Source organism: Methylophilus sp. OH31 (assembly GCF_000576615.1).
In the GTDB taxonomy this organism is placed as follows: domain Bacteria; phylum Pseudomonadota; class Gammaproteobacteria; order Burkholderiales; family Methylophilaceae; genus Methylophilus.
In genome coordinates this window covers 154,991-179,828 of sequence record NZ_BAUS01000002.1, presented here as the reverse complement: position 1 = coordinate 179,828, position 24,838 = coordinate 154,991, and the positions used below count along the sequence as shown (strand labels likewise).

The following is a 24,838-nucleotide window of genomic DNA, read 5'->3' as shown; positions in this document are numbered from 1 at the left end:
AAGTAAAAAGCCCCGTCAAGCGACAGGGCTTTTTACATAATACTTTGATTAAACCGCTTCGATGCTCACGGTATGACGCTTCAAGGCGCCTTTGATTGCAAATTTAACTTTGCCTTCTACCAGTGCATACAGCGTGTGGTCTTTACCCATGCCAACGTTTTCGCCAGCGTGCATTCTAGTACCACGTTGGCGAACGATGATGCTGCCAGCGTTAACTACTGTTTCACCGAAAGCTTTCACGCCCAGGCGCTTGGCTTGTGAGTCGCGGCCGTTACGTGAACTACCGCCTGCTTTTTTGTGTGCCATGTTTGATTCCTTATTCTAGCAATCTGCTCTACTCAAGCAGAACGTGCTTATTTTGCTGAAATAGTGTCGATTTGAATTTCTGTATAGCTCTGACGATGACCTTGAGTCTTGCGATAGTGCTTACGACGACGCATTTTGAAAATCATCACCTTGTCACCGCGACCGTGTGATACCACAGTGGCGTTCACTTTCGCACCAGCTACCAAAGGTGCACCAACTGTAGTTGTTTCACCATCAGCAATCAACAACACTTTGTCGATTACAACAGTAGAACCAACGTCACCAACCAATTTTTCTACTTTTAATTTGTCACCAGCGGCTACTTTGTACTGTTTGCCACCTGTTTTAATCACTGCGTACATAATGATGCCTTAAACGTCGCCTTTTAAAGAACCCGCAATTATACGCAATTTATTGCAGAATGCAAATATATTTGCGCATGTTTTTCACGGCTGTCCAGTCCACTGGATTGACGGCCAGATTTGCCGTCCAACTCACTATTTTACAGCGTTTCGCCAGGGCCGGATACTGCCATTGGTGTAATAACGATACACTGCAAACACGCACTCCAGTAATTCGGCAGAGAGTTGGGTATCCTCGCCCGTCGCCGTGCGTAGCGAAGCCACGCGGTAAATTGGCTGCATTTCAATATTATTCAATGAGCTCAGCGGTTGAAAATGCACACAGACCAGCGGATGATCCTGCTGCAACAAGTGCACGTTAAACATATCTGCGACCTTTAGCTGCAGCGCCTGCCCGTCGTGCATGGTTAATGCATAGTGTTTTTTATTCTGTTGCGCCACGCTTTTCACTGCCGACATCAGCAATTCAGAGATATGCATGCCTAGCCTTTTTCACAAAAGATAGCAGCTTATCGCGGCCAGGCATTGCCGAACAGCGGCAGTTTAGATTAAATTAACCATATCAGATTATGTGCTTAGCGGCAGCAAGGCTAGTTGTGAAGAAATACGAAATCATTGCCGAAGAAATCGCCAGCGCGATTCAGCAAAGCCTGCTCAAGCGCGGCGACAAACTGCCCTCTATCCGCCAGATCCAAACCAGCAAACAGGTCAATGCATCTACCGTATTCCAGGCTTACTATCTACTGGAAGCTCGCGGTCTGATTGTGACGCGGCCGCGCTCCGGCTATTACGTCGCCGGGCCGCTGCGTAGCGAACGCCTGTTACCGCACACCGCCAGCGACGAAGGCACGCCTACCACATTGCAAGTCAGCGACCTGGTGTTCAACCTGCTGGAGCGCATCAAAGACCCGCAGCAAATTCCGTTTGGCTCAGCCTTTCCCAGTCCGCTGCTATTCCCACTGTCAAAACTGGCCGACCATATGGCCAGCACCGTGCGCCGTATGCAGCCGCAAGATACGGTCAGTGACATTGGTCAGGGCGATATCGCCCTCCGGCGCCAGATTGCATTGCGCTACCAACTGGATGGCAAACCCACCGACCTTAGTGACATTGTGATTACCAATGGCGCACTGGAAGCACTCAACCTCTGCCTGGCCGCCGTGACACAGCCTGGCGATAGCGTGATTATCGAGTCGCCCAGCTTTTATGCGGCTTTACAGGCAATTGAGCGCATGGGTTTGCGCGCAATTGAAGTGCCCAGCCACCCCGAGCAAGGCATAGACCTGGCGGCATTGGAACGCGCCATTATTCAGCACCAACCCCAAGCCTGCTGGTTGATGACCAACTTTCAGAACCCGACCGGCAGCCTGATGCCGGAGCAAAAAAAGCAGGCCTTGGTCGAGTTGATCACGCGCTATCAATTGCCCATGATAGAAGATGATGTGTACCGCGAATTATATTTTGGCAAACAGCGTCCGCTACCTGCCAACACCTGGGACAAAGAAGGCTGGGTGATGCATTGCAGCTCTTTTTCAAAAGCGCTGGCACCGGGCTACCGGGTCGGCTGGGTATCCGCCGGGCGCTTTGCCGAAAAAATCACCCGTTTAAAAATATCTACCACTCTGGCCACCTCGATTCCGGCACAACTGGCATTAGCGAGTTACCTGGCCAAAGGCGGCTATGACAAACACTTGCGCCAGCTGCGGCACCAACTCATGTTACAGCAATTACAATTCTCGCAAGCCATCCACCAGCACCTGCCGCCACAAGTACGTTTTACCTTGCCGCAAGGCGGCTATTTCTTATGGCTACAGTTGCCCGATCAACGCAATAGTTTGCAGCTGTTTCAACAAGCAATTGCCGAGAATATCAGTCTCGCTCCCGGCCATATGTTTTCGTCACAACAGCAATACGCCAGCTATATCCGGCTCAATTACGGGCATACCGTTAATCACGTGCATTTGCAGGCCATTGAACGCCTGGGGCAACTGATCAAGCATGCATGAACATCGCGCATCTGATATGGTTTTTTAACAAAAAACTGAATCTGTTTTAAATTAGTCTTCTCTTTTACACTGCACTCGTCTTATTAATACCGAGTGCTTGTATGACATCTTCACGCAGCAAACCTGTGATCCCGATTGTGGCAGCCCCTGTCGCCGGGCAAACCATTTCGCTTTACCAGAAAACACCCAAGGTGTATCCACGCTCAGTCAGCGGCTATTTTAAAAATTGGCGCTGGCTGATGATCTGGCTGACACAATTAGTGTTTTACGGCATGCCCTGGCTGCAATACGGCGGCCGCCAGGCACTGTTGCTGGATATCGACACCCATCGCTTCTACCTGTTTGGCCTGGTGATTTTTCCGCAGGATTTGTTTTACCTTGCACTGTTACTGATCATTAGCGCCCTGGGCCTGTTTTTATTTACTGCAGTGGCAGGCCGTCTCTGGTGCGGGTTCTCCTGTCCGCAATCGGTGTATACCGAGATCTTTTTGTGGATGGAGCGCACGATAGAAGGTGACCGCATGGCCAGGCAAAAACTGGACAGCCAGCCTTGGGGCGCGCACAAAATCGGCATCAAAGTGAGCAAGCACTCCGCCTGGCTGGCTTTTTCATTGGTCACCGGCTTTACCTTTGTCGGTTACTTCACGCCGATACGCGAATTATGCAGCGACATGCTGCAATGGCAAATGGGCGGTTGGTCCTGCTTCTGGCTAGGCTTTTACGGACTGGCCACCTATGGCAACGCCGGTTTTCTGCGCGAACAAGTATGCAAACATATGTGCCCCTATGCGCGCTTTCAAAGTGCGATGTTTGATAATCACACCTTGATTGTGGCCTATGACAGCGCACGTGGCGAACCGCGTGGTGGCCGCAGTAAAAACCAGGATTACCAGGCAGACGGCCTGGGCTCATGCATAGACTGCAATATCTGCGTGCAAGTGTGTCCGGTCGGCATCGATATCCGCAATGGTTTGCAATATGAGTGCATCAGCTGCGGCTTGTGTATTGATGCCTGCAATGACGTCATGGACAAAATGCAGTACCCACGCGACTTAATCCGCTTTTCCGCGGCTGGCCTCAGCGGGCAACACAAACTGCGGCAACATCTGCTGCGGCCACGCGTGCTGATCTATAGCGGATTATTTGTATTGATGACCGCCTGGTTAGGCTATGGGCTGTTGCATAAACCCGATTTCAAGGTCGACATCATGCGTGACCGCAATATCATGTACCGCGAAACCGGCCATGGCATTGAAAACCCTTACCAGTTGCACCTCACCAATGCCACCGAGCACAATCAGCGCTACCAGGTGCGTGCCCGCGGCATAGACGGCTTGCGTGTGGAAAGTGAGCAGATACTCACAGCCGCTTCTACTGAGGAAATATTAGTGCCTTTAAGCTTGTCTGTGCCTGCGAGCGATTTGCAGGGCAGCCATCGCATCCAGATTGAGGTCACGGCGCTCTCGAATGATGGAAAAGCAAATGGCGAGCAAGTATCCACCAATAGCACATTTTACCTGCCTTGATCGCACCCTACCCCTTACCCGTGTACCCGGTTGGTGAACGCTTTCCTAACCAGCCAGATCCAGTACACGGGTCTTTTTCTGTGACAGCATTTTCAACAGTAATTTGTAGCTATCGAGGTCAAACTTGAGCGCTGTTGTTTGTGCGCGCAACGCTTGCAAACTATAGTCATCCACCGCCACGCCTACATACACCCAGTGCTCAAACACGTGAATCTGGCGTAAATCATTTTCGAGGTTATATTCTTCAATACCGATCTTGCCGCGATACGGCCAGGCTTTGAGCTTATGTGCCATCAGTGCTTGCTGCACACGCAAGGCATGCATCTCGGCAGATTCCTGCCCGCAACAGACGCCTTTACAGCGTTTAAGTTGATAAGCAAAACACGGCCCGTCACGCCCGGTTTCCAGCCCTAGCGTTTTGGCACACAAGTGACTCAGGTCAGCAATCTTGCGTAAGGTCTCAACGGCTTGCCGCTTGCTCCTAAACGTACCGAACAAATGTGCCATTTGGCTAGGGTCAATCTCATCCTCATTCACCAGCCTGACTATCGGTTGTGCACCAGCCACTAACTGCCAGCTGCACAACTGGCGCTCGCGCCGCAATTGCCGGTTATAAATCGGCATGCGCTCTTTCACCAGCCGTGACTCCAGCAACAAGGCACTAAATTCGCCTGCGGCGGGTATCCATTCAAAGCGTTTCATTTCCTGTGTCATGCGCATCTCTTTGCTGGAGGCATGATCACTACTGAAGTGCGATAGCACGCGTGCGCGCACATTGACACTTTTACCTATATATAAAGGCAAGTCGTTCTCGCCATAAAACAGGTAAACACCTGGCGCCTCAGGCAACTCGCCGACCAGGCTGGCATCGATATGTGGCGGCAAGGTCGGTGCGGCCATTAACTTCAGCGCAGCGGCCTGCACCACCTCTGCGCCGAGGTCACGCCTGGCATCATTCAACATAATCAATATCGCCTCGACATCACCCATGGCGCGGTGACGTGCCAGGCCAGTGATCTGGTGACGGGCGACAATGGCATCTATACCGTGACTATAATGCTGCGGGTATAACAGGCGAGAGAGTTTGACCGTACACAGCACTTGTTGCCGCAAAGTAATATTCAGGCGTTTGAATTCCGATTTTAAAAAGCCATGGTCAAAACGCACATTATGCGCAGCCAGCACCGAGCCTTCCAAAAACGCTAATAATTTATCCGCCACTTCGGCAAACAGTGGGGCATCGGCCACCATGGCGTCGTTAATGCCAGTCAATGATTGAATAAACGGCGGGATAGGCTGTTGCGGATTGACCAAGGTTTGCCAGCGCAAAGTTTCAACACCGTTGTCAAAGCGGACCAGCGCAATCTCGGTGATACGGTCACGTAAAGGGGTCGCCCCGGTGGTTTCGAGGTCAAGAAAAGTCACGGAAGGCAACATAACGCGGAAGGCTTTCTACTGCACATCAATTGGGCTGGGATATCCATCCATTTTAACGCACTTTAATCTATTCGCCGCCATCCTCAAACACAGCCATTCCCCGCATCATATCAGGGTCTTTCACCTCAAAATGGCTATGAATACCCAGATTTACGCTGTGAGGTCTCATATCTTATACAAAACCAGTGTTTCTCCTACAAAACAGCTATAGACACTCACCCCGATTGATGCTGTAATGATTAATGATTCCTATTAATGACAATATAATTTTTAAAGCTCATGCCTAACCTCTATTTGGAAAACCAATTGTGCTTTTCGCTCTACTCGGCAACCCATGCCTTGCTGCGCTCTTACAAGCCCGATCTGGACAAACTCAACCTGACTTATCCGCAATATCTGGTATTGGTCGCCCTCTGGCAATACAAACAATTGTCGATTAAACAAATCGCCGAAAAACTGATGCTGGAACCAGCCACCATCACGCCAGTGGTCAAACGCCTGGAAGTGAAAAAACTGACTAAACGCACCCGCCAGAAAGATGATGAGCGGGTGGTGATTGTCAGCCTGACCGAAGAAGGCCAGGCCTTGCGCAGCAAGCTGTCAGATGTACAAAAACGTGTGGCCTGTGATACCGGGCTCAACAACAGTGCGTTTGATACCCTGAATCAAACGTTGAATACCCTGACCAAAAATGTAACGGCTAAAATCCCTGACTAGCCGTTAGGTCATTACAAGCTACTCTCGCAGCAGTCACAAGCAGTCTCAGCCAGACAAAAGAAATGTAGCGTATTAGCGCTTGTACATTTCTTTTGTCATTAGCATCCGCTTAAACACATTTAAAACAAATGTGTGAACAGCCAGTACAAACTGCCTGACAGCACCATCGCCATAGGCAAGGTCAGTACCCAGGCCATCAGCAGGTTACGGATGGTAGACATTTGCAGGCCTGATTTGTTTGCGGCCATCGTCCCCGCCACGCCTGAGGACAACACATGGGTGGTCGATACCGGCAGGCCGTACATATCCGCGGCGCCTATCATGGTCATGGCGACCAGCTCGGCCGATGCACCCTGGCCGTAAGTGAGGTGCGTTTTACCAATCTTCTCACCCACCGTGACCACAATACGTTTCCAGCCCACCATGGTGCCCAGGCCCAGGGCAATCGCAACCGCCACTTTTACCCACAGCGGAATAAATTTGGTTGCGCCATCAATTTCCTTTTTGAACGCAGTCACATTGGCTTTGGTATCAGCGTCAAATTTAACGCTTTCATCCTTGTCCAGAAAACGAATGGCCTCAGAAACCAGGTACATATCGTTACGCACGTTACCTACCTGCTCGGCAGGCACTTCAGCAAACGTACCATGCGATTTCACCTGCTCACCTATGCTGCCAGTCATGGCGGCCAAGGCAGGCACAACCTCAGGTGTAACAGTCTTTGTGCGCACATACTCAGTGAGCACATGGCGCGCAGTTTCGCTGCTGGCAGGCGGCGTTAAACTGGTGCTGTGCGCCAAGGATTGCTGAGTGACTTGTGCCACGGCAACAAACTGCGTCATTTGATCCACCGGCATGGCGCGGTTCAAAGCGTAGGCCATAGGCACTGTCCCCACCAGAATCAACATAATGAGGCCCATGCCTTTTTGGCCATCATTGGAGCCATGCGCAAACGAGACGCCGGTACAGGTCAAAATCAACAAGCCGCGTATCCACAGTGGCGGTGGTTTATTGCCTTTAGGTTCTTGATACAGCTCTTTGCTTTTGACAAATGCTTTCAGGGCAAGCAACAATAAAGCCGCAAAGAAGAAGCCGATTAACGGTGAAAGCAACAAGGAATAACCGATTTTAGTCGCCTGCGCCCAATCGACACCACTGGTGCCATCACGGCCATGCATCAACGCGTTGGCAACCCCCACGCCGATAATAGAACCAATCAAGGTATGCGATGAGGAAGCCGGCAGGCCCAACAACCAGGTGCCTAAATTCCACATAATGGCGGCGATTAACAAGGCAAACACCATGGCAAACCCGGCGCCCGAACCCACTTGCAAAATCAGCTCGACGGGCAACAGGGAAATAATGCCGAAAGCCACGGCACCGCTAGATACCAACACGCCCAGAAAGTTAAAGGTGCCCGACCAGATCACCGCAAAGTTAGCAGGCAATGAATGGGTATAAATGACGGTGGCCACCGCATTCGCCGTATCGTGAAAACCATTCACAAACTCAAAGCCGAGCGCAATCACCAGCGCCACACCGAGCAAAATAAATGGCACCCAGGTAGTTGTCTGCGCGCCGGTATCCGTCACATCGTGCATCAGGCTAAAGCCGGTATACACCAGACCAATCAGCAATAAGCCAACAAATACCGCAATGGTCAGCGCACCAGATTTCTTATCGAGATTAGGTTTAGAGGAAGACGCAGTATGTAACAGCGTCGAATGACTAGCCGCTGAAGTATCCATCAATATTCTCCGGATGTTCTATTAAGAACTCAGAGTATTGTTTTGAAATATGTCACATTGATGACAAAAAGACGTGGCAAGCGCGCAATAGTCATCAAATTGTCATGCTGCAACTCTAAATTAGAGTTCTGCACCCCCATACTGGAATCCTCCATGACCACAGAAAAATCTGCTGAAATTGAATCTGTTGATGAACGTTTGTCGATGGATGAACGCTTCAACAATGAAATGCTGGATAGTTTTGATGAAGAACTGGAAATGGAGCTGGACGACGAACGACGTATGGACCAGATTCTGGCCGAATTTGCGGGAGCGACTCATATCGATGGCCTGCAATCAGCGCGCAGTCAATCCACCCTGTCGGATCGACAAACCTACTTTAAAGAGCTGTTTCGGCTACAAGGTGAGCTGGTCAAATTGCAAGACTGGGTCGTGCGTAACAAACTGAAAGTGGTGGTGCTATTTGAAGGTCGCGATGCTGCCGGTAAGGGCGGCGTCATTAAACGTGTCACGCAGCGCCTGAACCCGCGCGTTTGCCGTGTGGCTGCACTGCCTGCCCCCAGTGAACGTGAGCGCTCACAGTGGTATTTTCAGCGCTATATTTCGCACCTGCCGGCAGGCGGCGAAATTGTGTTGTTTGACCGCAGCTGGTATAACCGTGCCGGGGTCGAAAAAGTCATGGGCTTTTGTAACGACGACGAATATGACGAGTTTTTCCGCTCAGTGCCAGAGTTTGAAAAGATGCTGGTACGTTCCGGCATTATTTTAATTAAATACTGGTTCTCGATCACCGACGACGAACAGCATTTGCGCTTTATGACCCGTATTCACGATCCGCTCAAGCAATGGAAACTAAGCCCGATGGATCTGGAATCCCGCCGCCTGTGGGAGCAATACACCAAAGCCAAGGAAGTCATGCTGGAACGTACACATATCCCCGAAGCACCGTGGTGGGTCATAGAGGCCGTCGATAAAAAGAAGGCGCGCCTTAACTGCATCAGCCACCTGTTGAGCCAGATTAACTACGGAGAAGTGGCCCACGCACCTGTCGTACTCCCCAAGCGCGTCTACAACGCGGACTACATCCGAGAACCTGTCCCCAAAGAAATGTTCGTACCCGCCAAATATTGAAACTGAAAACAGGCTGTGATGCGAGCATCACAGCCTGTGTAGTTTACGCTTTAGGCCAGTATTTTAATCCGGCATATTCAATTGCCGCATAAATGCCTGAAAAGAGCCTTTGGTCGCATGCAGGGCCTGCAACTTGCTCACAGACTCATCCAAAGCATCACTCATCACTTCCAGCGCGTCTTCATCCAGCCGCAAGCTCATGGCGCCGATCTCAAGCTCTATCGTGCGATGTGTTTCACAATAATGCACACGGAAACCAGCCTGGCCGGACAACAGAATTTTCTTACACATACTTTCCTCACTCATACTCAAGCCCTAAACACGGTTGTTTTTATATTGCCAGTGGCGCTTCAGCCTGCTCATGCTCATTGACCAGCAGGGTCCACTGCACACACATGCGGCGCGACACACTGCAAATCAGGTCTGAATCCGCATACTCGGGCGCAGTCAGTGTTTCGGCCAGGCGCAAGGCCTGCTTGGCCAGATCATAGGTTGGTTTCTTGATATACAAGGTGGCAATATAGAGCAATGACGCCATCACCGATTCAGCATCGGGCAAGCTGGGGTCATAACGCATCGCGTGGATATTCATTGTATTCATGGCAATCTCTCTTTCAAACACTCATCTCGATTTCAGTCTGCATCACAATACGGGCCGCCGCCTTGCGTAGCATTTCGTTAATCACGATAAAGCTGTCGGCCTCAAATTTGAGTGTGGTCCCGCCGACTTCCAGCTCCACCGTGTCTGAGGACTGGTGATAAAGCACTTTGCAGGCGGTTTTTCCAGCCAGCATGGTTTTTCCAACCACCGTATGACGTTTCATCATGACTCTCCTTGGCTAAACTGTTTTCAAATGATAATAATTATCATTTACAGTGTCAAGGGAAATAATGCATCAATGAAAAGACTTTAAAGAAATATGTGTGACCACAGCGATTGTGAGGCGCCACACTGTTGCCTGTGTCATGAATGCAAAAACCCTGCAAAAGCAGGGTTTTTGAGATCAGCCTAATAAAGACTTAGGCGCGCGTTTTTCTGCGCACAACAATCAATCCCGCCAGACCACATAACAGCATGGCATAGGAGGATGGCTCAGGCACTTGTGCCACCAATGTGGTGATTGGTGTTTGCGACATCTGCACCACACCTGCACTCAAAAAAGTCAGCCCGGTAACAAATGCGGTCGTATTCGCCGGATCCAGCATGACCGCAGCATCAATACCAGCCACCGTGAAACCTGTCAGTGGCGTCGCAAAATTAAACACGGTGCCACCAGTTACGGTGCCTAACAGGCCACCTGGTGTCAGATTACCTAAAGCATAAATTGCGTAACCATCTGTGTCAGCTGCCAGAAGCGGTAACAATACAGACGTAAACTGATTACCGCCTGTGACTTCGTAGTCATAGCCAACAGCCACCAGCGGGTCAATAAACACACGTTGATTCAATTGCACATTAAACTCGAATTGATACGCGCCATCGACCACCACCGGTAAAAAAGCATTTTCGGCCGTTTGTCCTGGCAAGGCGCCGTTATTAAACGAGAATCGCCATAAACCAGGCGTCGCCGTAGAAACATTACTCAAATTGACCAGGTTCAGCACCTCGTTAGAACGAGAGCCAGGCAGGGTTTCGTAATTGATATTATCACCGGCATCATAGCCAGCTTGCGCAGGTGTGCCGCCCAAACCATTGACGCCGCCACTGGCATCGCCTGTCGTCCACTCCAGTCGGTCATAGCGAAACTCGGCACTGAAACTACCATTAGAAGTGCCTGGTGTTTTTTGCAGCACTAATTGAAAGTTATTCTGTTTATCGTTTTGCGCTGGATAGTAACCGACGTTATGCCAAGTCACCACGACGGTCTCTGCGCTGGGCGAGGCCACATACACACTATTACTGCCGAAAGCAGATGGTGTTTGCCCAACACGCGTATCTACATCTGCCCAGTAAGGGGCGATCATGGGCTGCGTCGCCACCGGGAAAGCTTCTGGTGTAAATGTAGACAAATCGCTCAAAAAGCTGATATTGCCGTTATTGTTAATAAAAAAACGATTGAATTCCTGGCCAAAGAAATTAATACCAAACGGCAAATTTAACGCGTTGCTTGAATCATCATCATTGGCTAACATGGCCAGCTCACCAAAACCGGCATCGCCGCCAAACCCGCTCAACAACTCAATCGCGTGCAGATTCGCGGACAAACCAGCCAGCATCACGGCCAGGCTGATTTTCTTCATTCCGGATAAAACGACTCCCTTGCTATACATTGTGTAACTCCTCACTTTGATTTATTAAGATGTATTCGTGAGTTATTTTAACAATTTTTATATTTTATTAACATTAAAATATTGTGATGCGTATGCGAAAAAACACCATCGTCAGCAATGCCGCGGCCCACCGTGTGCGGTCAGAAATTGGGGAATAAGCAACCGAAGTGAATTAATAAGACAGCAGGAAAGTCGTGGCGTCATCACTGCTCATGGGTTTACTCAGCAGATAGCCTTGCATCTCGTCACAGCCTTGTGCTTGCAAGAAAGCTTTCTGCTCCGGGGTTTCCACCCCTTCGGCAATGGTTTTCATGCCCAGGCTGCGCGCCAGTTGAATAATCGCGATGACAATGGCCTTGTCTTCATCATCGGTGGTGATATCGCGGACAAACGTCTGGTCTACCTTGAGTTTGTAGACTTTAAACTTTTTCAGGTAACTGAGTGAAGAATACCCGGTGCCAAAATCGTCAATCGACAAACGTACGCCCAAGCCACTGAGCGCATCCATCATAGCCACCGCCCCTTCCGGGTTCTCCAGTGCCACGCCTTCAGTCAACTCCAGTTCAAGGCAGTGCGGTGACACCTGATAACGCTCGAGAATACTCTTCACCAGGGCAGGCAATTTCGGATCCCTGAACTGGATACTGGACAAGTTAACCGATACCGAAATATCTTGGATGCCCGCCAGTTGCCAGGTGTGAATTTGCTGCGTGGCCTGCTCCAGCACCCAGCTGCCGATGGAAATAATCAGGCCGCTAGATTCCGCCAGCGGAATAAATTCGGCGGGTGAAATAAAACCTAATTGCGGATGCTTCCAGCGCAGCAAGGCCTCTACGCCGACCAGGCGACCGGAGTCGAGTGCGACCTGTGGCTGGTAATACACCGCCAGCTGTCCCAGCGCAATGGCCTGGCGCAAGGCATTCACCAGTTGCAGGTTACGCGCCGTCTGCACTTGCATATGGTTACTAAAGAAGCGGTAACTATTACGACTCTCTTTTTTGGTGCGGTACATGGCGACATCGGCATTGCGTTGCAGGCTTTCCATATCCAGGCCGTCATCCGGGTAGATAGCAATGCCGACCGACGCGGTAATGGTCAGCTCGTACTGGTCGATCAAAAATGGCTGCTCAACAGCCTTTAGCAGGCGCTCTACCACCTCTTTGGCAATGGTGTGATCCGCCTCTGCCAGTAAAAACACGAATTCATCGCCACCCAGGCGGCAAATCGTATCCTGCGGCCGCACCAGGCTTTGAAAGCGATGCGTCAATGCAATCAGCAGGTTATCGCCGTAGCGATGGCCCAAACTATCATTCACATCTTTAAAGTGATCAAGATCGAGGAACATCAACGCAAACTGTCCATCCTGGTCCCAGGCTTTTTCAATTTCAACAATCACACGTTCATTCAGCAGGTGACGGTTAGGCAGGCCAGTTAAAGAATCATAATTGGCAAGGAACCGTATGCGCTCCTCTGCCTCTTTACGGGTAGTGATATCGCGAATAAATGCGCTGTAATAATGCTCATGGTCGCGCTTGATTTCCACAATCGTCAGTTCAATGGGAAACTCGCTGCCATCCCGGCGCAAAGCAGTAATTTCAATCAGCTTACCTAACAATCGCGAGTGACCCGATTGCTGCAAACGTTGCATGCCTTGATGATGCGCCTCACGATACGCAGGCGGCACAATCACATCTTCCAGCATGCGCCCAAGCACCTCCGCCCGCGTATACCCAAACATATGCGCGGCAGCCCGGTTCCACTCTACAATTGAGCCTTGCAGGTCGATATTCACAATGGCATCCAGCGCGTTTTCCAGCACCAGTTGCGCGCGCTGCTCGCTCATCAGCAAATTGGTTTGGAACAGGCTGTTCTGCGCTTGCACCTCAAAGCGGCCCAGGGCGAAATCAATGTTCGCGACCATATCCTGCAGTAAACGCTGGATATCTGGTTCAAATGCATGCTCGTGCTCTGCATACAATGATAAACAGCCGATGACTTTGCCTTCAGCATGCAGCGGCAAAAAGGCAGCAGCTTTCCAGGCAAACTCGGTGGCCTTGTCATGCCACACCGCGCTGATAGGATTGGTTTGGAAATCATGTACCCAGTACGGGTGGTCTGACAGCATGCTTAAACCGCACGGCCCTCTGCCGCTTGCGGCGGCCGGGTCTGCTGAAATCAATACTTCGTCCAGATAGTTAATGCCAGAACCAAAGGCACTGGCGACCACAATCTGCTTACTGTCTCTATCCAGCTCACCAATCCAGGCCATATTGGCATGGCCCAGATTCACGATAATCCGGCAAATCTGTTCAAACAGGCTATGCTTGTCCTGGCTCTGCACAATGGCCTGGTTACATTGGCTCAAGGCCAGGTAGAGCTGATTCAGTTGTTGATGATGTTGCTTGACTGAGGCACCGTCGCTGTCCAGTTGCGCCAGTTGTGTACGCAGTTGTTGCCAGCCACTCTCAACGCTGGCAGATGCGGTCGGAGAAAACACCACCGGGGTAAACGTGTCACTGGCATAAACATCTGCCAGCACCCGGTTAAAGGTTTGCAGGTCTGCGGCTTGCGTGCCCAGTGCGGTGCGTTGTTGATGCCAAATGAGTACGGTTAACACCCCCCATAAGACGACCCCCAGGGCGAGTATCAAAACAATCAGGCGATGCGTGGTTACAGGCAGGCTGGCCTGCGTGAACGTGAGGCAAATTAATAGCGCAAACAAGACCATCAGCCACAAACGTCTGATTAGCTTGCCCCGCCCTGCAGATATGAATTGTTGTGCAGACATGGATGTTTAGCCTAAGCCCCCGTCCACTACTGTAAGGGATGCGATTAAAATCAAATCCCCAAATACCTGTATAAATGCCCGGCAAATTACCTGATACCGGCATCCAGCAGGTTACCTTCCCCTCACCCAAGCCATTGCACCCAAGCTATTTTTCACTATAAGACGCACTGGCGGCGTCCTTGATCACATCATAATGGGCAAAAAACGCATCCACGGCGGCCGGATCGAAGCGGATACTGGATTCACTGCGAATATAGTCCAGCACTTTATCTTCCTGCCAGGCCGGCTTGTACACCCTGGGGTGCATCAAGGCATCCCACACATCAACAATCGAAAAAATTCGCGCAGCAAATGGAATTTGCTCACCTTGTAAACCGAGCGGATATCCCTGGCCATCCCAGCGCTCATGATGACCATAGGGAATATCCATACAGTTGCGCAGAAAATCAATATTTGCCAGCAAGTCGCGCGCAATCTGCGGATGCGTGCGCATCAGCTGCATTTCTTCCTCATCCAACTGGCCGGGCTTGATTAACACCGCATCGGGAATGCCGATTTTGCCTATATCGTGCAAAATGGCGCTGCGCTCAATCAGCTTCAGGGAGGCTTCGTCAGTCACGCCCATTTTGCTGGCCAGCGCCACCGTCATGGCCGCGACGCGATAAGTGTGGTCTTTGGTTTCCTTGTGTCGTAAATCGAGCACTTGCACCCAGCCACGAATGGTCTGGTCATAACTGTGAATCAGTTTTTGCTGGTCTTGTGCAGCATCTGCGAGCGCACGCTTCACCAGAAACAACAACAACACGGCCGTGACCAGAATAAACAGCCAGCCTTTGATATCCTGTACCGTGGTCAGGTCACGCGGGTCCGTAAACAGCTGCGCAACGACCTTGTCGGAAAAGAATATCCAGGCGGCGCCCACCAATACATACACCATCACAATCTTATACTGCGGCCGCATGATTACTCTCGCATGACAATCATCAAAGTATGAATTCTTATCGCAAAAGCTAATTTATGCAATTGAAAATCGACACACGATTTTCAATCCTGGCAGAGTTGGGCACCTCTGTGCCTCACCCCGCATTTAACCCGCGGCAGCTTAAACCGCCCAGGATATTTGCCCGCAACCCAGTAACTTTGCCTGATACATGGCCTTGTCGGCTGCAGACAGCAGCTGGTCTATGGTCTGACCGTCTTTGCACACGGTTAAGCCTATCGACGTTCCCAGACGGCAAACAACGCCCTGAATCTGGAAATCCCGTTCAAACACCATCAGGCATTTTTGACCGACCATTTCCACCGAGGACCTTCCCTGTTCAGGCAAATCAGACAGCACGATCACAAACTCATCACCCCCCACGCGCGCCAGCGTATCGCTACCGCGGATCACCTTGCTCAGGCGCTGCGCCACTTCGATCAAGGCCAGGTCGCCCGCCTCGTGCCCCCACTGGTCGTTCACGGCTTTAAAACCATCCAGGTCCAGGTACAAGATCGCTGTACCGGTTTTCTTCACCCGCCCCAGTTCTATCGCCTGCTGCAAGCGCAATGACAACAATTTTCGGTTAGGCAAACCGGTGAGCGTATCATGGTGCGCCACATGATTAAGCTCTTGATTCTGCGCAGAAATCTTGTGATAAGCATCCTTTAAAGAACCAATTAAATCCTCGTTCTCAAAGCCGATGCGTGTGGCTTGCCGCAATGACTGGTTAAAACGGTAGGCGATGCCTATCATCAACAAGTAAAAAATCACGCTAAACACGGCCATGATAAAACTCGACAAGTTTTCACTAAACGAGAACACCAGCACCGTCGGCAACATTGCCGGTAAACTAAAGGCAAAAAAAGCCGGGATACAGGACGCCATGGTGACCACGCCACCCATCACCATCGCCTGAATGGCCGTGATGACGATAATCACCGTCATGGGCGGCGCGTCTTTCACCAGAAAGCCCAGCGCGCCCCATGCCAGCCCGGAGAGCGCCAGGGTCAGGCAATATCTATACGCCAAAGAATAATTGAAGCCATGCTTGGCCAGCATCTGGTGACAACGTTTCAGGCAAAATACGCGAAAAACAATCACCGCATAGACCACGCCGCACCAAAGCAGGAACAGATCACTTTTTTCAGAGCCGAGTTGCGAAAACGCAATCAACAGACCACCGAACGCACTCCCGATTAAAGGAATGCGTGCTCCCGATAACAGCCTGTGAAATAACGCCTCGTCAATCCGAGTCTGCAAACTCATTAACTGATGACCTCTTCTTTTTATTCTTACAGACAGCTTTATATACGCTGTTTTAACTCATGCTAATGCAAGCCCTTAAAAATAACCAGTTAAATCAAAGGGGTTTTCAATTCATTACAATCAAAATGTGGCGTTTGATGCGCATAATAGTCGCTCTTAAAGCTGCCTTGACCAGCGCGCACAAACAAAAACGGCCTGCATCAATGCAAGCCGTTTGTTGATAACACTTAAGAGTTAAGCGTGATTACGCACGACGCTTACGCATGCTGCTGGCAACGCCCAACCCTACCAGCAACAATGCCCATGAAGCAGGCTCAGGCACAGGCGTAGTGACGACTGAATTCAGATACCAGGCACTGTCACCTTGCGCCTTGGTCAATCCTTGCACGTGCAGTGCATAGTCATCAATGCTCACATTAGACGCAAATGTTGCCGTCCAGGTGACTGACTCGTTTGCCAACAGTCTGTCGTTAGCGCCTTGACCAAGCACAAACCTGAAATCCCAATCGCCACCAGGACCGCCGCCATTGCTGGCTGCCAGATTGGTCACGCCGCCGGAAATACTACTCACAGCAATTGTGTTTGCCTTCACATCTGGCGAGACCTTGACGGCAATTGAGCCAATAAAGGCTTTATTGGTAAACAAGGCATTCAGGTCGTAGGCGGTTAAGGTAAAAGTGTACACATTGCCTGTGCCGCTGACTGAAAGCGATGCAAAGTCAGTCGCCGGCTGGTAACTGCCAGACAACAAGGTGCCGTAACTTTCAACTGCCGCTTGTGAGGACACTGACACCAGCATCGTCATCGCAAGCACTAAGGTTTTAAAAAAGTGCATTTACATATCCTTTTAAATTAGATTATCGCAATAATATTTTTGCGAATCATCTATTATTACAGCGTTCATTCTAGCAAAAACAAAACCGCCGCCAATAGCCCACACCGACCATTTTCAAGGATTAACATGTGTGACAAAACAGTAACTTAGCATCACGCTGATGCCAATAAAAACGGCTGGCATCTCTGCCAGCCGTTTACACTTGCTGCAAGCCCTGCTGACTGATCTGCTATCGATTTAAGGCTGGCTCGAATCGATGTTTACGCTTGCACCCTTGCGCTTCTGGCGCGCCAGAAACTGGTCAAGCTGTGATGCAAAGGTATGACGGTCAGAAGACTGCATTGCACTTGGGCCTTGTGTCTCTACGCCACTGGCACGTAACGACTCCATAAAGTCGCGCATTGCCAGCCGCTCTTTGATATTTTCAGTCGAATAAAACTCACCGCGCGGATTCAGCGCATGGCCGCCTTTGTCTATGACTTGCGCGGCCAAGGGAATATCAGCAGTAATCACTAAATCCCCCGCCACCAGCGCAGCAACAATGGCATTATCTGCCACATCAAAGCCTTTATCGACCTGCATCGCACGCAAATACGGCGATGGTGGCACCCGCAGCAATTTGTTGGCGACAAAGGTAGTGGTGATATGAGAACGCGTTGCCGCCCGGAACAGGATTTCTTTAATCACGACCGGGCAAGCATCTGCATCCACCCAAATATGCATTAGCGCGCTTTCGGCGGTGTTTTATTAGCCGTATTCGCACCTGGCTTGGGCGTAAACAACGCGCCTTGCGGCTTGTTGCCGCCCTGGCGAGGTTGCGCCTGATGACCGTTGCGTTGGCCAGGATTGGCATGCCCGGACTTGTGCGGATTCGGCTTGCCTGACCCAGGCTTATTGGCGCCGGCCTGCGCTTGCGGCTGGCTTTGTCCTTGGCGGGGTTGTGACGGCTTCTGAGCCTGACCCTGTTTTTGTGGCTGTCCTTGTTTCTGAGACTGCCCTTGGCGTTGACGGCCTTGATTCTGCCCACGTGGTGGGCGGTCAGGCTCTTCGCTGTTTTTCTCAGGCGCGACAAAGCCTTCTACCGGCACCCGCGGGATATCGCGCTTAATCAGCTTTTCAATATCCTTGAGCATGCCAAATTCTTCACGGTCTACCAGTGAAATAGCCGCGCCGCTGGCACCGGCACGGCCAGTACGGCCAATCCGGTGCACATAGTCTTCAGGTACATTCGGCAATTCAAAATTCACCACTTGCGGCAATTGGTCAATATCCAGCCCGCGCGCAGCAATATCCGTCGCCACCAGCGCCGTGATGGTGCCCGCTTTAAACTGTGCCAGCGCTGCTGTACGCGCATTCTGGCTTTTATTGCCATGAATCGCCATCGCCGGGATACCATCTTTCACCAGCTTTTCTGCCAGTCGGTTGGCGCCATGCTTGGTACGCGTAAAAATCAGCACTTGTTGCCATTGATGATGCTTGATCAAATAGCTGACCATTTCGCGCTTGTGCGCCTGCGGCACCATGTGCACGCTCTGCTCAATCAGCGCATTGGATGCATTGCGGCGTGCCACTTCCACCAGGTCTGGCGTATTAAGCAAACTATCCGCCAGGCGTTTGATGTCATCAGAAAAAGTGGCCGAGAACAGCAGGTTCTGGCGTTTTTTAGGCAGCATGGCCAATACTTTTTTAATGTCGTGGATAAAGCCCATGTCCAGCATACGGTCGGCTTCGTCCAGCACCAGGATTTCAATGGCAGATAAATCGAGCGCTTTTTGCTGCACCAGGTCGAGTAAACGGCCAGGCGTCGCCACCAGGATATCCAGTGGTTTGCTCAAACGGTTGATTTGCGGATTGATGCTGACGCCGCCAAACACTACCATGCTTTTAAGCGGCAAATATTTGCCATAAGTGGTGACAGACTCGCCGATCTGCGCCGCCAACTCACGTGTCGGTGACAAGATCAAACAACGTGGCTTGCCCTTTGCCGCCTGCACCAATGGTGCTTCAGACAAACGGTGCAGAATCGGCAAGGTAAATCCGGCGGTTTTGCCGGTACCAGTTTGCGCACCAGCGAGCAAATCGCCACCACGCAGCACATAAGGAATCGCCTGTGCCTGAATCGGCGTTGGTGAGGTATAGCCGGCATCGGCAATCGCGCGCAACACAGGCGCGCATAAATTTAAATCAGCAAACGTGATGTTTGCAGGGGTATTTTCTTGTGACAAAGTAATTCAACTTATAGAAATTGCATGGCATCACCATGCAATAAATTAATTAGGCGCTGGTCTGTTGCCTGCGGCAACACCAATCTGGACTAACGAGGTAACAACTTGAGGTATTTCAGAACCGCTGCGTTGATTGGTAGTGCGCAGGGTGTGACTATTATACGCGTGATTCGACCATTTCTAATCTATTGAATATATTTGGATTTTCACGCCTATTTGCCACCATTCACCCGGCGGCTACTTTAGCCCGTGCCGCATGTATTTTTCTATAACTATCGATCAGGCGCTGGTGCCTGTCCAGACCTTCCAGTTGCATACTGGTTGGCGTCAGGCCATAAAAGCGCACGCTACCATCGACTGAACCGATCACCGCATCCATGCGTATATCACCAAACATGCGGCGGAAGTTGGTTTCGTAATCGGCAAGTTCCAGTTCGTCATCCAGCAATACTTCCAGCACCACATTCAAGGCCTGGTAAAACAATCCGCGCGCCAGTGAGTTGTCGTTATATTGCAAAAAGGCACCCACCAGGTCATGGGCTTCTTCAAACTGCTGCAAAGCGAGCTGAATCAGCAGCTTCAACTCCATCACTGTAAGTTGACCCCAGTCAGTGTTCTCATCAAACTCAATGCCAATCAGGGTAGCAATGTCGCCATAATCATCCAGCTCATTGTTTTCCAGGCGTTCCAGCAAGGCTTCCAGGCGGTCATCGTCCAGGGTGTGCAGGTTGAGGATATCTTCGCGAAATAGCAGCGCTTTGTTAGTGTTATCCCAGACCAGATCTTCTACCGGATACACTTCAGAATACCCCGGCACAAGGATGCGGCAAGCGGTCGCACCCAATTGGTCATAGACGGCCACGTAAGCTTCTTTGCCCATCTCGGCCAGCATGCCAAACATGGTCGCGGCTTCTTCGGTATTAGCGTTTTCGCCGTGGCCGGAAAAATCCCACTCCACAAACTCGTAATCTGATTTGGCACTGAAAAAGCGCCATGACACTACGCCGCTGGAGTCAATAAAATGTTCAACAAAGTTATTCGGCTCAGTCACGGCTTCGCTGGCAAACGTCGGCTGCGGCAAATCATTCAGGCCTTCAAAACTGCGGCCTTGCAGCAATTCGGTCAGGCTGCGTTCCAGCGCCACTTCCAAGGTTGGATGCGCGCCAAACGAAGCGAACACACCACCAGTACGCGGATTCATTAAAGTCACGCACATGACCGGGTATTGCCCGCCCAAAGAAGCGTCTTTCACCAGCACCGGAAAGCCCTGCTCTTCCAGCCCTTGAATGCCTGCCACCACGCCAGGATATTTCGCCAGCACTTCTTGCGGCACATCCGGCAAGGCAATTTCGCCCTCAATGATTTCGCGCTTGACTGCACGCTCAAAAATCTCGGATAAACATTGCACCTGCGCCTCCACCAGCGTATTGCCGGCACTCATGCCGTTGCTGACAAACAGATTTTCCACCAGGTTAGTTGGGAAATACACCGTTTCGCCATCCGACTGGCGCACAAAAGGCAATGAACAGATACCGCGCTCAGCATTGCCGGAATTGGTATCTATCAGGTGCGAGCCGCGCAGCTCGCCATCCGGGTTGTAAATCTCCAGGCAGTAGTCATCAAGAATTTCCTTAGGCAACGCATCCTTGCGGCCAGGCTTAAACCAGCGTTCGTTCGGGTAATGCACAAATGGAGCATTGGCAATCTCTTCACCCCAGTACGAGCCAGCATAAAAGTGGTTGTTACTCAGCCGCTCAATATACTCGCCCAAAGCCGACGCCAGCGCGCTCTCCTTGGTCGATCCTTTGCCATTCGTAAAACACATCGGTGAATGCGCATCGCGGATATGCAACGACCATACATTGGGAATAATATTGCGCCACGACGCAATCTCAATTTTGATGCCCAGGCTCGCCAGCAAACCAGACATATTGGCGATGGTTTGCTCCAACGGTAAATCTTTGCCGGTGATATAAGTCTGTGACTCTGTGCCCGGATTAACGGTGAGCAAAGCCTGCGCATCAGCATCCAGGTTCGCGACCTCTTCAATGATGAAATCGGGGCCAGCCTGCACCACCTTCTTCACCGTGCAGCGGTCTATCGAACGCAAAATACCGACACGGTCTTTTTCAGAAATATCGGTCGGCAACTCAATCTGGATTTTGAAAATCTGCTTGTAGCGGTCTTCGGGATCAACGATATTATTGTGCGACAGGCGGATATTGTCGGTAGGGATATTGCGTGTGCTGCAATACAACTTCACAAAATAAGCTGCACACAACGCAGAAGAAGCCAGAAAGTAATCGAACGGACCAGGGGCCGAGCCATCGCCTTTATAGCGGATAGGCTGGTCAGCAATCACCGTGAAGTCATCGAACTTGGCCTCAAGACGTAGCTTATCGAGAAAGTTGACTTTGACTTCCATGGCGAAACTCCAAATGCTGCAAAAAAGATAAGGGCGCTATTATCCCTCACAATGACTAAGCCACCTAAGGATAAATGGCAAGCTGCTGATTAAATGCGCTTTTTAGCAGGCATAGGCTGAAACGTCCACGCCACAAACCGGCTTTGTTTCTGGCCCTGCGCCATCTCCACCGTTTTCACCGTCACCGCCTGCGCCTTCTTCAGTTCACGGTAGACCAACGGCAAATTGCTGGCTTTAGAAACCAGCGTGGTGAACCACAGGCACTGCTTGGAGAATTGCTTGCTCTCGCTAATCATGGTGCTTAAAAATGCCGCCTCACCACCCTCACACACCAACTCATTCGATTGCCCGCCAAAATTCAGTGCCTGCGGAGGCCGCTTGCCTAACCCGCGCCATTTGCGCTGCGTCCCCGCCAAGGCCTCAGCGGCTGACGCATGAAAAGGCGGGTTACATAAAGTGAGCGTAAATTGCTCGCCCGGCAAAATCACTCCCTTGAAGATTGATACAGGGTTAGGCTGCTGACGCAAAGTAATCTGTTGCTGCAAACCATTAGCCTCAATGATGTGCTGCGCATTACGCAAGGCTTTGGCATCAATATCCACGCCGAGACATTCCCAATGATAAGCATGCGCCGCAATCAGCGGATAAACCAGATTGGCACCTGTGCCGATATCCAACAGGCGGACTTGTTCAGGGTTTAAATCTGGATGGCTTTCTGCCAATAAATCCGCCAGATAATGCACATAATCCGCCCGCCCAGGGATAGGCGGACATAAGTAATGCTTTGGAATATCCCACGCAGCGACGCCGTAATACTGCTTAAGCAAAGCCTGATTAAGCGCCTTCACCGCTTGCGGGTTGGCAAAATCGATCGACGCATCGCCGTAAGCATTTGGCCGCACAAAGCTGGCCAGAGGTGGATGTGCTTGCACCAGCACAGCAAAATCATAACCCGCGCGATGCAGGTTACGCGGATGCAAGGTAGAGGCGGTGTGGTCAGGCTTCATGAAGTCAGAGCAGAAAGAATGTGGGATAGCGTAGCAGACCAGGCATTATTTCACACCAGGTTATAAAACGGATGCCTAGTTGTTATACTTGTTTGAACTGTTAGCCAAGAATGTTCTGGACTCAATATCGATTGGGCAGCCAACGCCGAAAGCGACTAACCATGAAAACAACATCATCCTTAATGCTTATCCTGTTTATTGTTTTAAGCATCACTATGACTGCCTGCACCAATAAAGCCTGGTACGAAGGCGTGAAAGAAGGCGCAAAAAACAACTGCCGCAGCCAGCCCCCAGGCGAAGTTGAATCATGCTTAGAGCGGCTGAATACCAAAACATATGAAGAATATGAAAAAGAGCGCTCGGGCCAGAAATAATCATAAATCGCTGTAGATTAGATACACAGTTACTTCAACAGACTATCAGCCAGGTACATATGCATTTATTAAAACGCTTACTCATCGTATGGATTAGCATTTTTTCAGTATCTGCCTTTGCAGACATGGCAATCGAACCAACGCAACACGTCATTGACGCATGGTATGAAGAGAAAATGGCCGAAGAGACCGTGAACTCTACTGCAGACATGCGCAATATTACCAATCAAGCGCGGATGAAGTGGGATGCAGAGATGAACATTGTGTATAAACGCTTGATGAAAAAATTGAACCCCTCTCAGCAAGCCACGCTGCGCAAAGCCCAACAACAATGGCTTAAATACAGAGATGCTGAAGGCAAGGTGATCAGTGAGATTGTTGTATCACAACAAGGCACGATTCATCAGTTGTCCGGCACCAACCTAGGCATGCAGTTAGTGCGGGCACGGGCCTTGAATTTAATCGCATACGAACAAGAGTTTGAAAAGTAACTCGGCGCATTTACTTTTTCTGCTACAGATCACACAACACTGAGCTTTAAACTTTAAATCGCCAGACACCAGAGATATGATGATGGAAGCATCAACAAAAAAGCCGACCATAAAGTCGGCTTCTTAACTGGGTGATTCAAATTACTGGCGATTACGGCGTACCGAAAGTCCGGTCAAGAACAAACCAGCCAACAACATACCGTAAGCTTCAGGCTCAGGGACAGGTGCAGCCACAGCAGGAGCTACAGATAAATTATCCAGCGTTGGATAAGGTAGCCCGGTAATAGAAACCGTTTTGAAAGCTGCAGTGGAGATTGCACCAAAAAATGAATAGGTCGTACTACCAAGCAGCGTGAAAGTGTCACCATTGCCCAGCTTTACCGTAAAGGTTTCCGCATCACCATAAAACTGCCCAAAATTAAAGCCGACAGCGTTAGTGTAGGAGGCCAAAGTAATGGTCAAAGTGTTGGTTGGGATGCCCGATTGCCACTCAAGATAATTTGATTTGTGATAAGCCGCATCGTAATCTAAGTTTTTATTGACACCGTACAATTGACCATCATTATCAAGCGTATAAGTAATACCACCCAGTGTTGTACTAGTGCCATAAAAGACATTATTAGTACCACCGCCAGTAAAGTCATACTCGTTGTAAGTTTCAGTCGTAATAATCCCAGCAACATCATCAGACCAACTTGAGAAGTCTGCGTACTCAGTTGTGGCGGCAAAGGCAGAGTGTGCTGCAAAAGATAGCAAGCCCGCAATAAATACTGATTTCATGCTCATAGTAGCCTTGTAAACATTAAAGAATTTTTTAGTTTTCGCAGATTATCACCACGACCTTATCTCATCAATAGTAATTATGGGCTATCCAGACATATATGACGACTCTTGCGACCGACTCTATGCTCGCTTTCCTGCTTAAGATACGACTTTGTAAA

Annotated in this window: 24 protein-coding genes; 6 read left to right on the top strand and 18 right to left on the bottom strand. The window is 50.4% G+C overall.

Features of this window, described 5'->3' with window-relative positions; all coding sequences use genetic code 11:
• Positions 1-48 precede the first annotated feature (48 nt).
• The 3 genes from rpmA to OH31_RS02535 form a co-directional block, all read right to left on the bottom strand.
• The gene (rpmA, locus tag OH31_RS02545; RefSeq protein WP_019881453.1) at positions 49-306 is read right to left on the bottom strand and encodes a 50S ribosomal protein L27; all 258 of its coding nucleotides are present in this window, start codon (positions 304-306) and stop codon (positions 49-51) included.
• Between the two features lie 47 nt (positions 307-353).
• Positions 354-668, bottom strand: a complete 315-nt coding sequence (rplU, locus tag OH31_RS02540) for a 50S ribosomal protein L21 (protein WP_024929491.1) — start codon at positions 666-668, stop codon at positions 354-356.
• A 135-nt stretch (positions 669-803) separates the two neighbouring features.
• Entirely contained in the window at positions 804-1,148 is a 345-nt protein-coding gene (locus tag OH31_RS02535) for a hypothetical protein (protein ID WP_024929490.1), read from the bottom strand.
• 116 nt (positions 1,149-1,264) lie between these two features.
• Between OH31_RS02535 and OH31_RS02530 the strand changes: the two genes are divergently transcribed.
• Together OH31_RS02530 and ccoG are read left to right on the top strand one after the other, a co-directional pair.
• On the top strand, positions 1,265-2,674 hold the full coding sequence (locus OH31_RS02530) for a PLP-dependent aminotransferase family protein (RefSeq protein WP_024929489.1): 1,410 nt from the start codon (positions 1,265-1,267) through the stop codon (positions 2,672-2,674).
• Between the two features lie 101 nt (positions 2,675-2,775).
• Entirely contained in the window at positions 2,776-4,200 is a 1,425-nt protein-coding gene (gene ccoG / locus OH31_RS02525) for a cytochrome c oxidase accessory protein CcoG (RefSeq protein WP_024929488.1), read from the top strand.
• A 45-nt stretch (positions 4,201-4,245) separates the two neighbouring features.
• Here the strand turns inward: ccoG and OH31_RS02520 are convergent, their stop codons facing one another.
• Entirely contained in the window at positions 4,246-5,637 is a 1,392-nt protein-coding gene (locus tag OH31_RS02520; RefSeq protein WP_024929487.1) for a 3'-5' exonuclease family protein, read from the bottom strand.
• Between the two features lie 306 nt (positions 5,638-5,943).
• Here OH31_RS02520 and OH31_RS02515 point away from each other — a divergent pair, with 306 nt between their 5' ends.
• Positions 5,944-6,354 (top strand): MarR family winged helix-turn-helix transcriptional regulator, encoded by a 411-nt coding sequence (locus OH31_RS02515; RefSeq protein WP_232411281.1) that lies wholly within the window; start codon positions 5,944-5,946, stop codon positions 6,352-6,354.
• Between the two features lie 119 nt (positions 6,355-6,473).
• On the opposite strand, the gene OH31_RS02510 is transcribed toward OH31_RS02515, so the two are convergent.
• On the bottom strand, positions 6,474-8,102 hold the full coding sequence (locus OH31_RS02510) for an inorganic phosphate transporter (RefSeq protein WP_024929486.1): 1,629 nt from the start codon (positions 8,100-8,102) through the stop codon (positions 6,474-6,476).
• A gap of 153 nt (positions 8,103-8,255) precedes the next feature.
• Between OH31_RS02510 and ppk2 the strand changes: the two genes are divergently transcribed.
• A complete protein-coding gene (gene ppk2, locus OH31_RS02500) occupies positions 8,256-9,233 on the top strand; it encodes a polyphosphate kinase 2 (RefSeq protein ID WP_024929485.1) in 978 nt (325 codons plus the stop codon).
• Between the two features lie 63 nt (positions 9,234-9,296).
• Here the strand turns inward: ppk2 and OH31_RS02495 are convergent, their stop codons facing one another.
• The 12 genes from OH31_RS02495 to rlmF form a co-directional block, all read right to left on the bottom strand.
• On the bottom strand, positions 9,297-9,524 hold the full coding sequence (locus tag OH31_RS02495; protein ID WP_228519697.1) for a hypothetical protein: 228 nt from the start codon (positions 9,522-9,524) through the stop codon (positions 9,297-9,299).
• 40 nt (positions 9,525-9,564) lie between these two features.
• Positions 9,565-9,834 carry a hypothetical protein gene (locus OH31_RS02490; RefSeq protein ID WP_051502152.1) on the bottom strand — a complete coding sequence of 90 codons (270 nt, stop codon included), beginning with the start codon at positions 9,832-9,834 and terminating at the stop codon, positions 9,565-9,567.
• 13 nt (positions 9,835-9,847) lie between these two features.
• Positions 9,848-10,060, bottom strand: a complete 213-nt coding sequence (locus tag OH31_RS02485) for a hypothetical protein (RefSeq protein ID WP_232410995.1) — start codon at positions 10,058-10,060, stop codon at positions 9,848-9,850.
• A gap of 193 nt (positions 10,061-10,253) precedes the next feature.
• Positions 10,254-11,474, bottom strand: coding sequence for a nidogen-like domain-containing protein (locus OH31_RS02480; RefSeq protein WP_024929483.1), 1,221 nt, complete (start codon positions 11,472-11,474; stop codon positions 10,254-10,256).
• Between the two features lie 202 nt (positions 11,475-11,676).
• Positions 11,677-14,292: a bifunctional diguanylate cyclase/phosphodiesterase gene (locus OH31_RS02475; RefSeq protein WP_024929482.1), complete on the bottom strand. Its 2,616-nt coding sequence runs from the start codon at positions 14,290-14,292 to the stop codon at positions 11,677-11,679.
• 145 nt (positions 14,293-14,437) lie between these two features.
• Complete coding sequence (locus OH31_RS02470; protein ID WP_024929481.1) at positions 14,438-15,253, bottom strand: HD-GYP domain-containing protein; 816 nt, start codon at positions 15,251-15,253, stop codon at positions 14,438-14,440.
• Positions 15,254-15,394: 141 nt separating this feature from the next.
• Complete coding sequence (locus OH31_RS02465; protein ID WP_024929480.1) at positions 15,395-16,540, bottom strand: GGDEF domain-containing protein; 1,146 nt, start codon at positions 16,538-16,540, stop codon at positions 15,395-15,397.
• Positions 16,541-16,784: 244 nt separating this feature from the next.
• Positions 16,785-17,375, bottom strand: coding sequence for a PEP-CTERM sorting domain-containing protein (locus OH31_RS02455; RefSeq protein ID WP_024929479.1), 591 nt, complete (start codon positions 17,373-17,375; stop codon positions 16,785-16,787).
• A 237-nt stretch (positions 17,376-17,612) separates the two neighbouring features.
• Positions 17,613-18,098, bottom strand: a complete 486-nt coding sequence (locus tag OH31_RS02445; protein WP_024929478.1) for a YaiI/YqxD family protein — start codon at positions 18,096-18,098, stop codon at positions 17,613-17,615.
• The gene (locus OH31_RS02440) at positions 18,098-19,600 is read right to left on the bottom strand and encodes a DEAD/DEAH box helicase (RefSeq protein ID WP_024929477.1); all 1,503 of its coding nucleotides are present in this window, start codon (positions 19,598-19,600) and stop codon (positions 18,098-18,100) included. The genes OH31_RS02445 and OH31_RS02440 overlap by 1 nt, the downstream gene beginning before the upstream one ends.
• Positions 19,601-19,826: 226 nt before the next feature.
• Complete coding sequence (locus OH31_RS02435; RefSeq protein ID WP_024929476.1) at positions 19,827-22,025, bottom strand: OsmC domain/YcaO domain-containing protein; 2,199 nt, start codon at positions 22,023-22,025, stop codon at positions 19,827-19,829.
• Positions 22,026-22,114: 89 nt separating this feature from the next.
• Positions 22,115-23,032: a 23S rRNA (adenine(1618)-N(6))-methyltransferase RlmF gene (gene rlmF, locus OH31_RS02430; RefSeq protein WP_024929475.1), complete on the bottom strand. Its 918-nt coding sequence runs from the start codon at positions 23,030-23,032 to the stop codon at positions 22,115-22,117.
• Positions 23,033-23,193: 161 nt separating this feature from the next.
• On the opposite strand from rlmF, the gene OH31_RS14325 reads away from it, so the two are divergent.
• Entirely contained in the window at positions 23,194-23,406 is a 213-nt protein-coding gene (locus OH31_RS14325) for a hypothetical protein (RefSeq protein WP_148296186.1), read from the top strand.
• A gap of 59 nt (positions 23,407-23,465) precedes the next feature.
• Positions 23,466-23,897 carry a lysozyme inhibitor LprI family protein gene (locus tag OH31_RS02420; RefSeq protein WP_024929474.1) on the top strand — a complete coding sequence of 144 codons (432 nt, stop codon included), beginning with the start codon at positions 23,466-23,468 and terminating at the stop codon, positions 23,895-23,897.
• 141 nt (positions 23,898-24,038) lie between these two features.
• On the opposite strand, the gene OH31_RS02415 is transcribed toward OH31_RS02420, so the two are convergent.
• Complete coding sequence (locus tag OH31_RS02415) at positions 24,039-24,677, bottom strand: PEP-CTERM sorting domain-containing protein (protein WP_024929473.1); 639 nt, start codon at positions 24,675-24,677, stop codon at positions 24,039-24,041.
• Positions 24,678-24,838: the final 161 nt, after the last annotated feature.

What these genes read in the sequence shown, in the direction of transcription:
- OH31_RS02465 (WP_024929480.1), bottom strand. Translation starts at nt 16,540, where the DNA reads ATGAGTTTGCAGACTCGGATTGACGAGGCGTTATTTCACAGGCTGTTA.
- OH31_RS02520 (WP_024929487.1), bottom strand. Translation starts at nt 5,637, where the DNA reads ATGTTGCCTTCCGTGACTTTTCTTGACCTCGAAACCACCGGGGCGACC.
- OH31_RS02435 (WP_024929476.1), bottom strand. Translation starts at nt 22,025, where the DNA reads ATGGAAGTCAAAGTCAACTTTCTCGATAAGCTACGTCTTGAGGCCAAG.
- OH31_RS02535 (WP_024929490.1), bottom strand. Translation starts at nt 1,148, where the DNA reads ATGCATATCTCTGAATTGCTGATGTCGGCAGTGAAAAGCGTGGCGCAA.
- rlmF (WP_024929475.1), bottom strand. Translation starts at nt 23,032, where the DNA reads ATGAAGCCTGACCACACCGCCTCTACCTTGCATCCGCGTAACCTGCAT.
- OH31_RS02415 (WP_024929473.1), bottom strand. Translation starts at nt 24,677, where the DNA reads ATGAAATCAGTATTTATTGCGGGCTTGCTATCTTTTGCAGCACACTCT.
- OH31_RS02470 (WP_024929481.1), bottom strand. Translation starts at nt 15,253, where the DNA reads ATGCGGCCGCAGTATAAGATTGTGATGGTGTATGTATTGGTGGGCGCC.
- OH31_RS02490 (WP_051502152.1), bottom strand. Translation starts at nt 9,834, where the DNA reads ATGAATACAATGAATATCCACGCGATGCGTTATGACCCCAGCTTGCCC.
- ppk2 (WP_024929485.1), top strand. Translation starts at nt 8,256, where the DNA reads ATGACCACAGAAAAATCTGCTGAAATTGAATCTGTTGATGAACGTTTG.
- OH31_RS02455 (WP_024929479.1), bottom strand. Translation starts at nt 17,375, where the DNA reads ATGCACTTTTTTAAAACCTTAGTGCTTGCGATGACGATGCTGGTGTCA.
- OH31_RS14325 (WP_148296186.1), top strand. Translation starts at nt 23,194, where the DNA reads ATGAAAACAACATCATCCTTAATGCTTATCCTGTTTATTGTTTTAAGC.
- OH31_RS02480 (WP_024929483.1), bottom strand. Translation starts at nt 11,474, where the DNA reads ATGAAGAAAATCAGCCTGGCCGTGATGCTGGCTGGTTTGTCCGCGAAT.
- OH31_RS02495 (WP_228519697.1), bottom strand. Translation starts at nt 9,524, where the DNA reads ATGTGTAAGAAAATTCTGTTGTCCGGCCAGGCTGGTTTCCGTGTGCAT.
- rplU (WP_024929491.1), bottom strand. Translation starts at nt 668, where the DNA reads ATGTACGCAGTGATTAAAACAGGTGGCAAACAGTACAAAGTAGCCGCT.
- ccoG (WP_024929488.1), top strand. Translation starts at nt 2,776, where the DNA reads ATGACATCTTCACGCAGCAAACCTGTGATCCCGATTGTGGCAGCCCCT.
- OH31_RS02445 (WP_024929478.1), bottom strand. Translation starts at nt 18,098, where the DNA reads ATGCATATTTGGGTGGATGCAGATGCTTGCCCGGTCGTGATTAAAGAA.
- rpmA (WP_019881453.1), bottom strand. Translation starts at nt 306, where the DNA reads ATGGCACACAAAAAAGCAGGCGGTAGTTCACGTAACGGCCGCGACTCA.
- OH31_RS02510 (WP_024929486.1), bottom strand. Translation starts at nt 8,102, where the DNA reads ATGGATACTTCAGCGGCTAGTCATTCGACGCTGTTACATACTGCGTCT.
- OH31_RS02420 (WP_024929474.1), top strand. Translation starts at nt 23,466, where the DNA reads ATGCATTTATTAAAACGCTTACTCATCGTATGGATTAGCATTTTTTCA.
- OH31_RS02475 (WP_024929482.1), bottom strand. Translation starts at nt 14,292, where the DNA reads ATGTCTGCACAACAATTCATATCTGCAGGGCGGGGCAAGCTAATCAGA.
- OH31_RS02485 (WP_232410995.1), bottom strand. Translation starts at nt 10,060, where the DNA reads ATGATGAAACGTCATACGGTGGTTGGAAAAACCATGCTGGCTGGAAAA.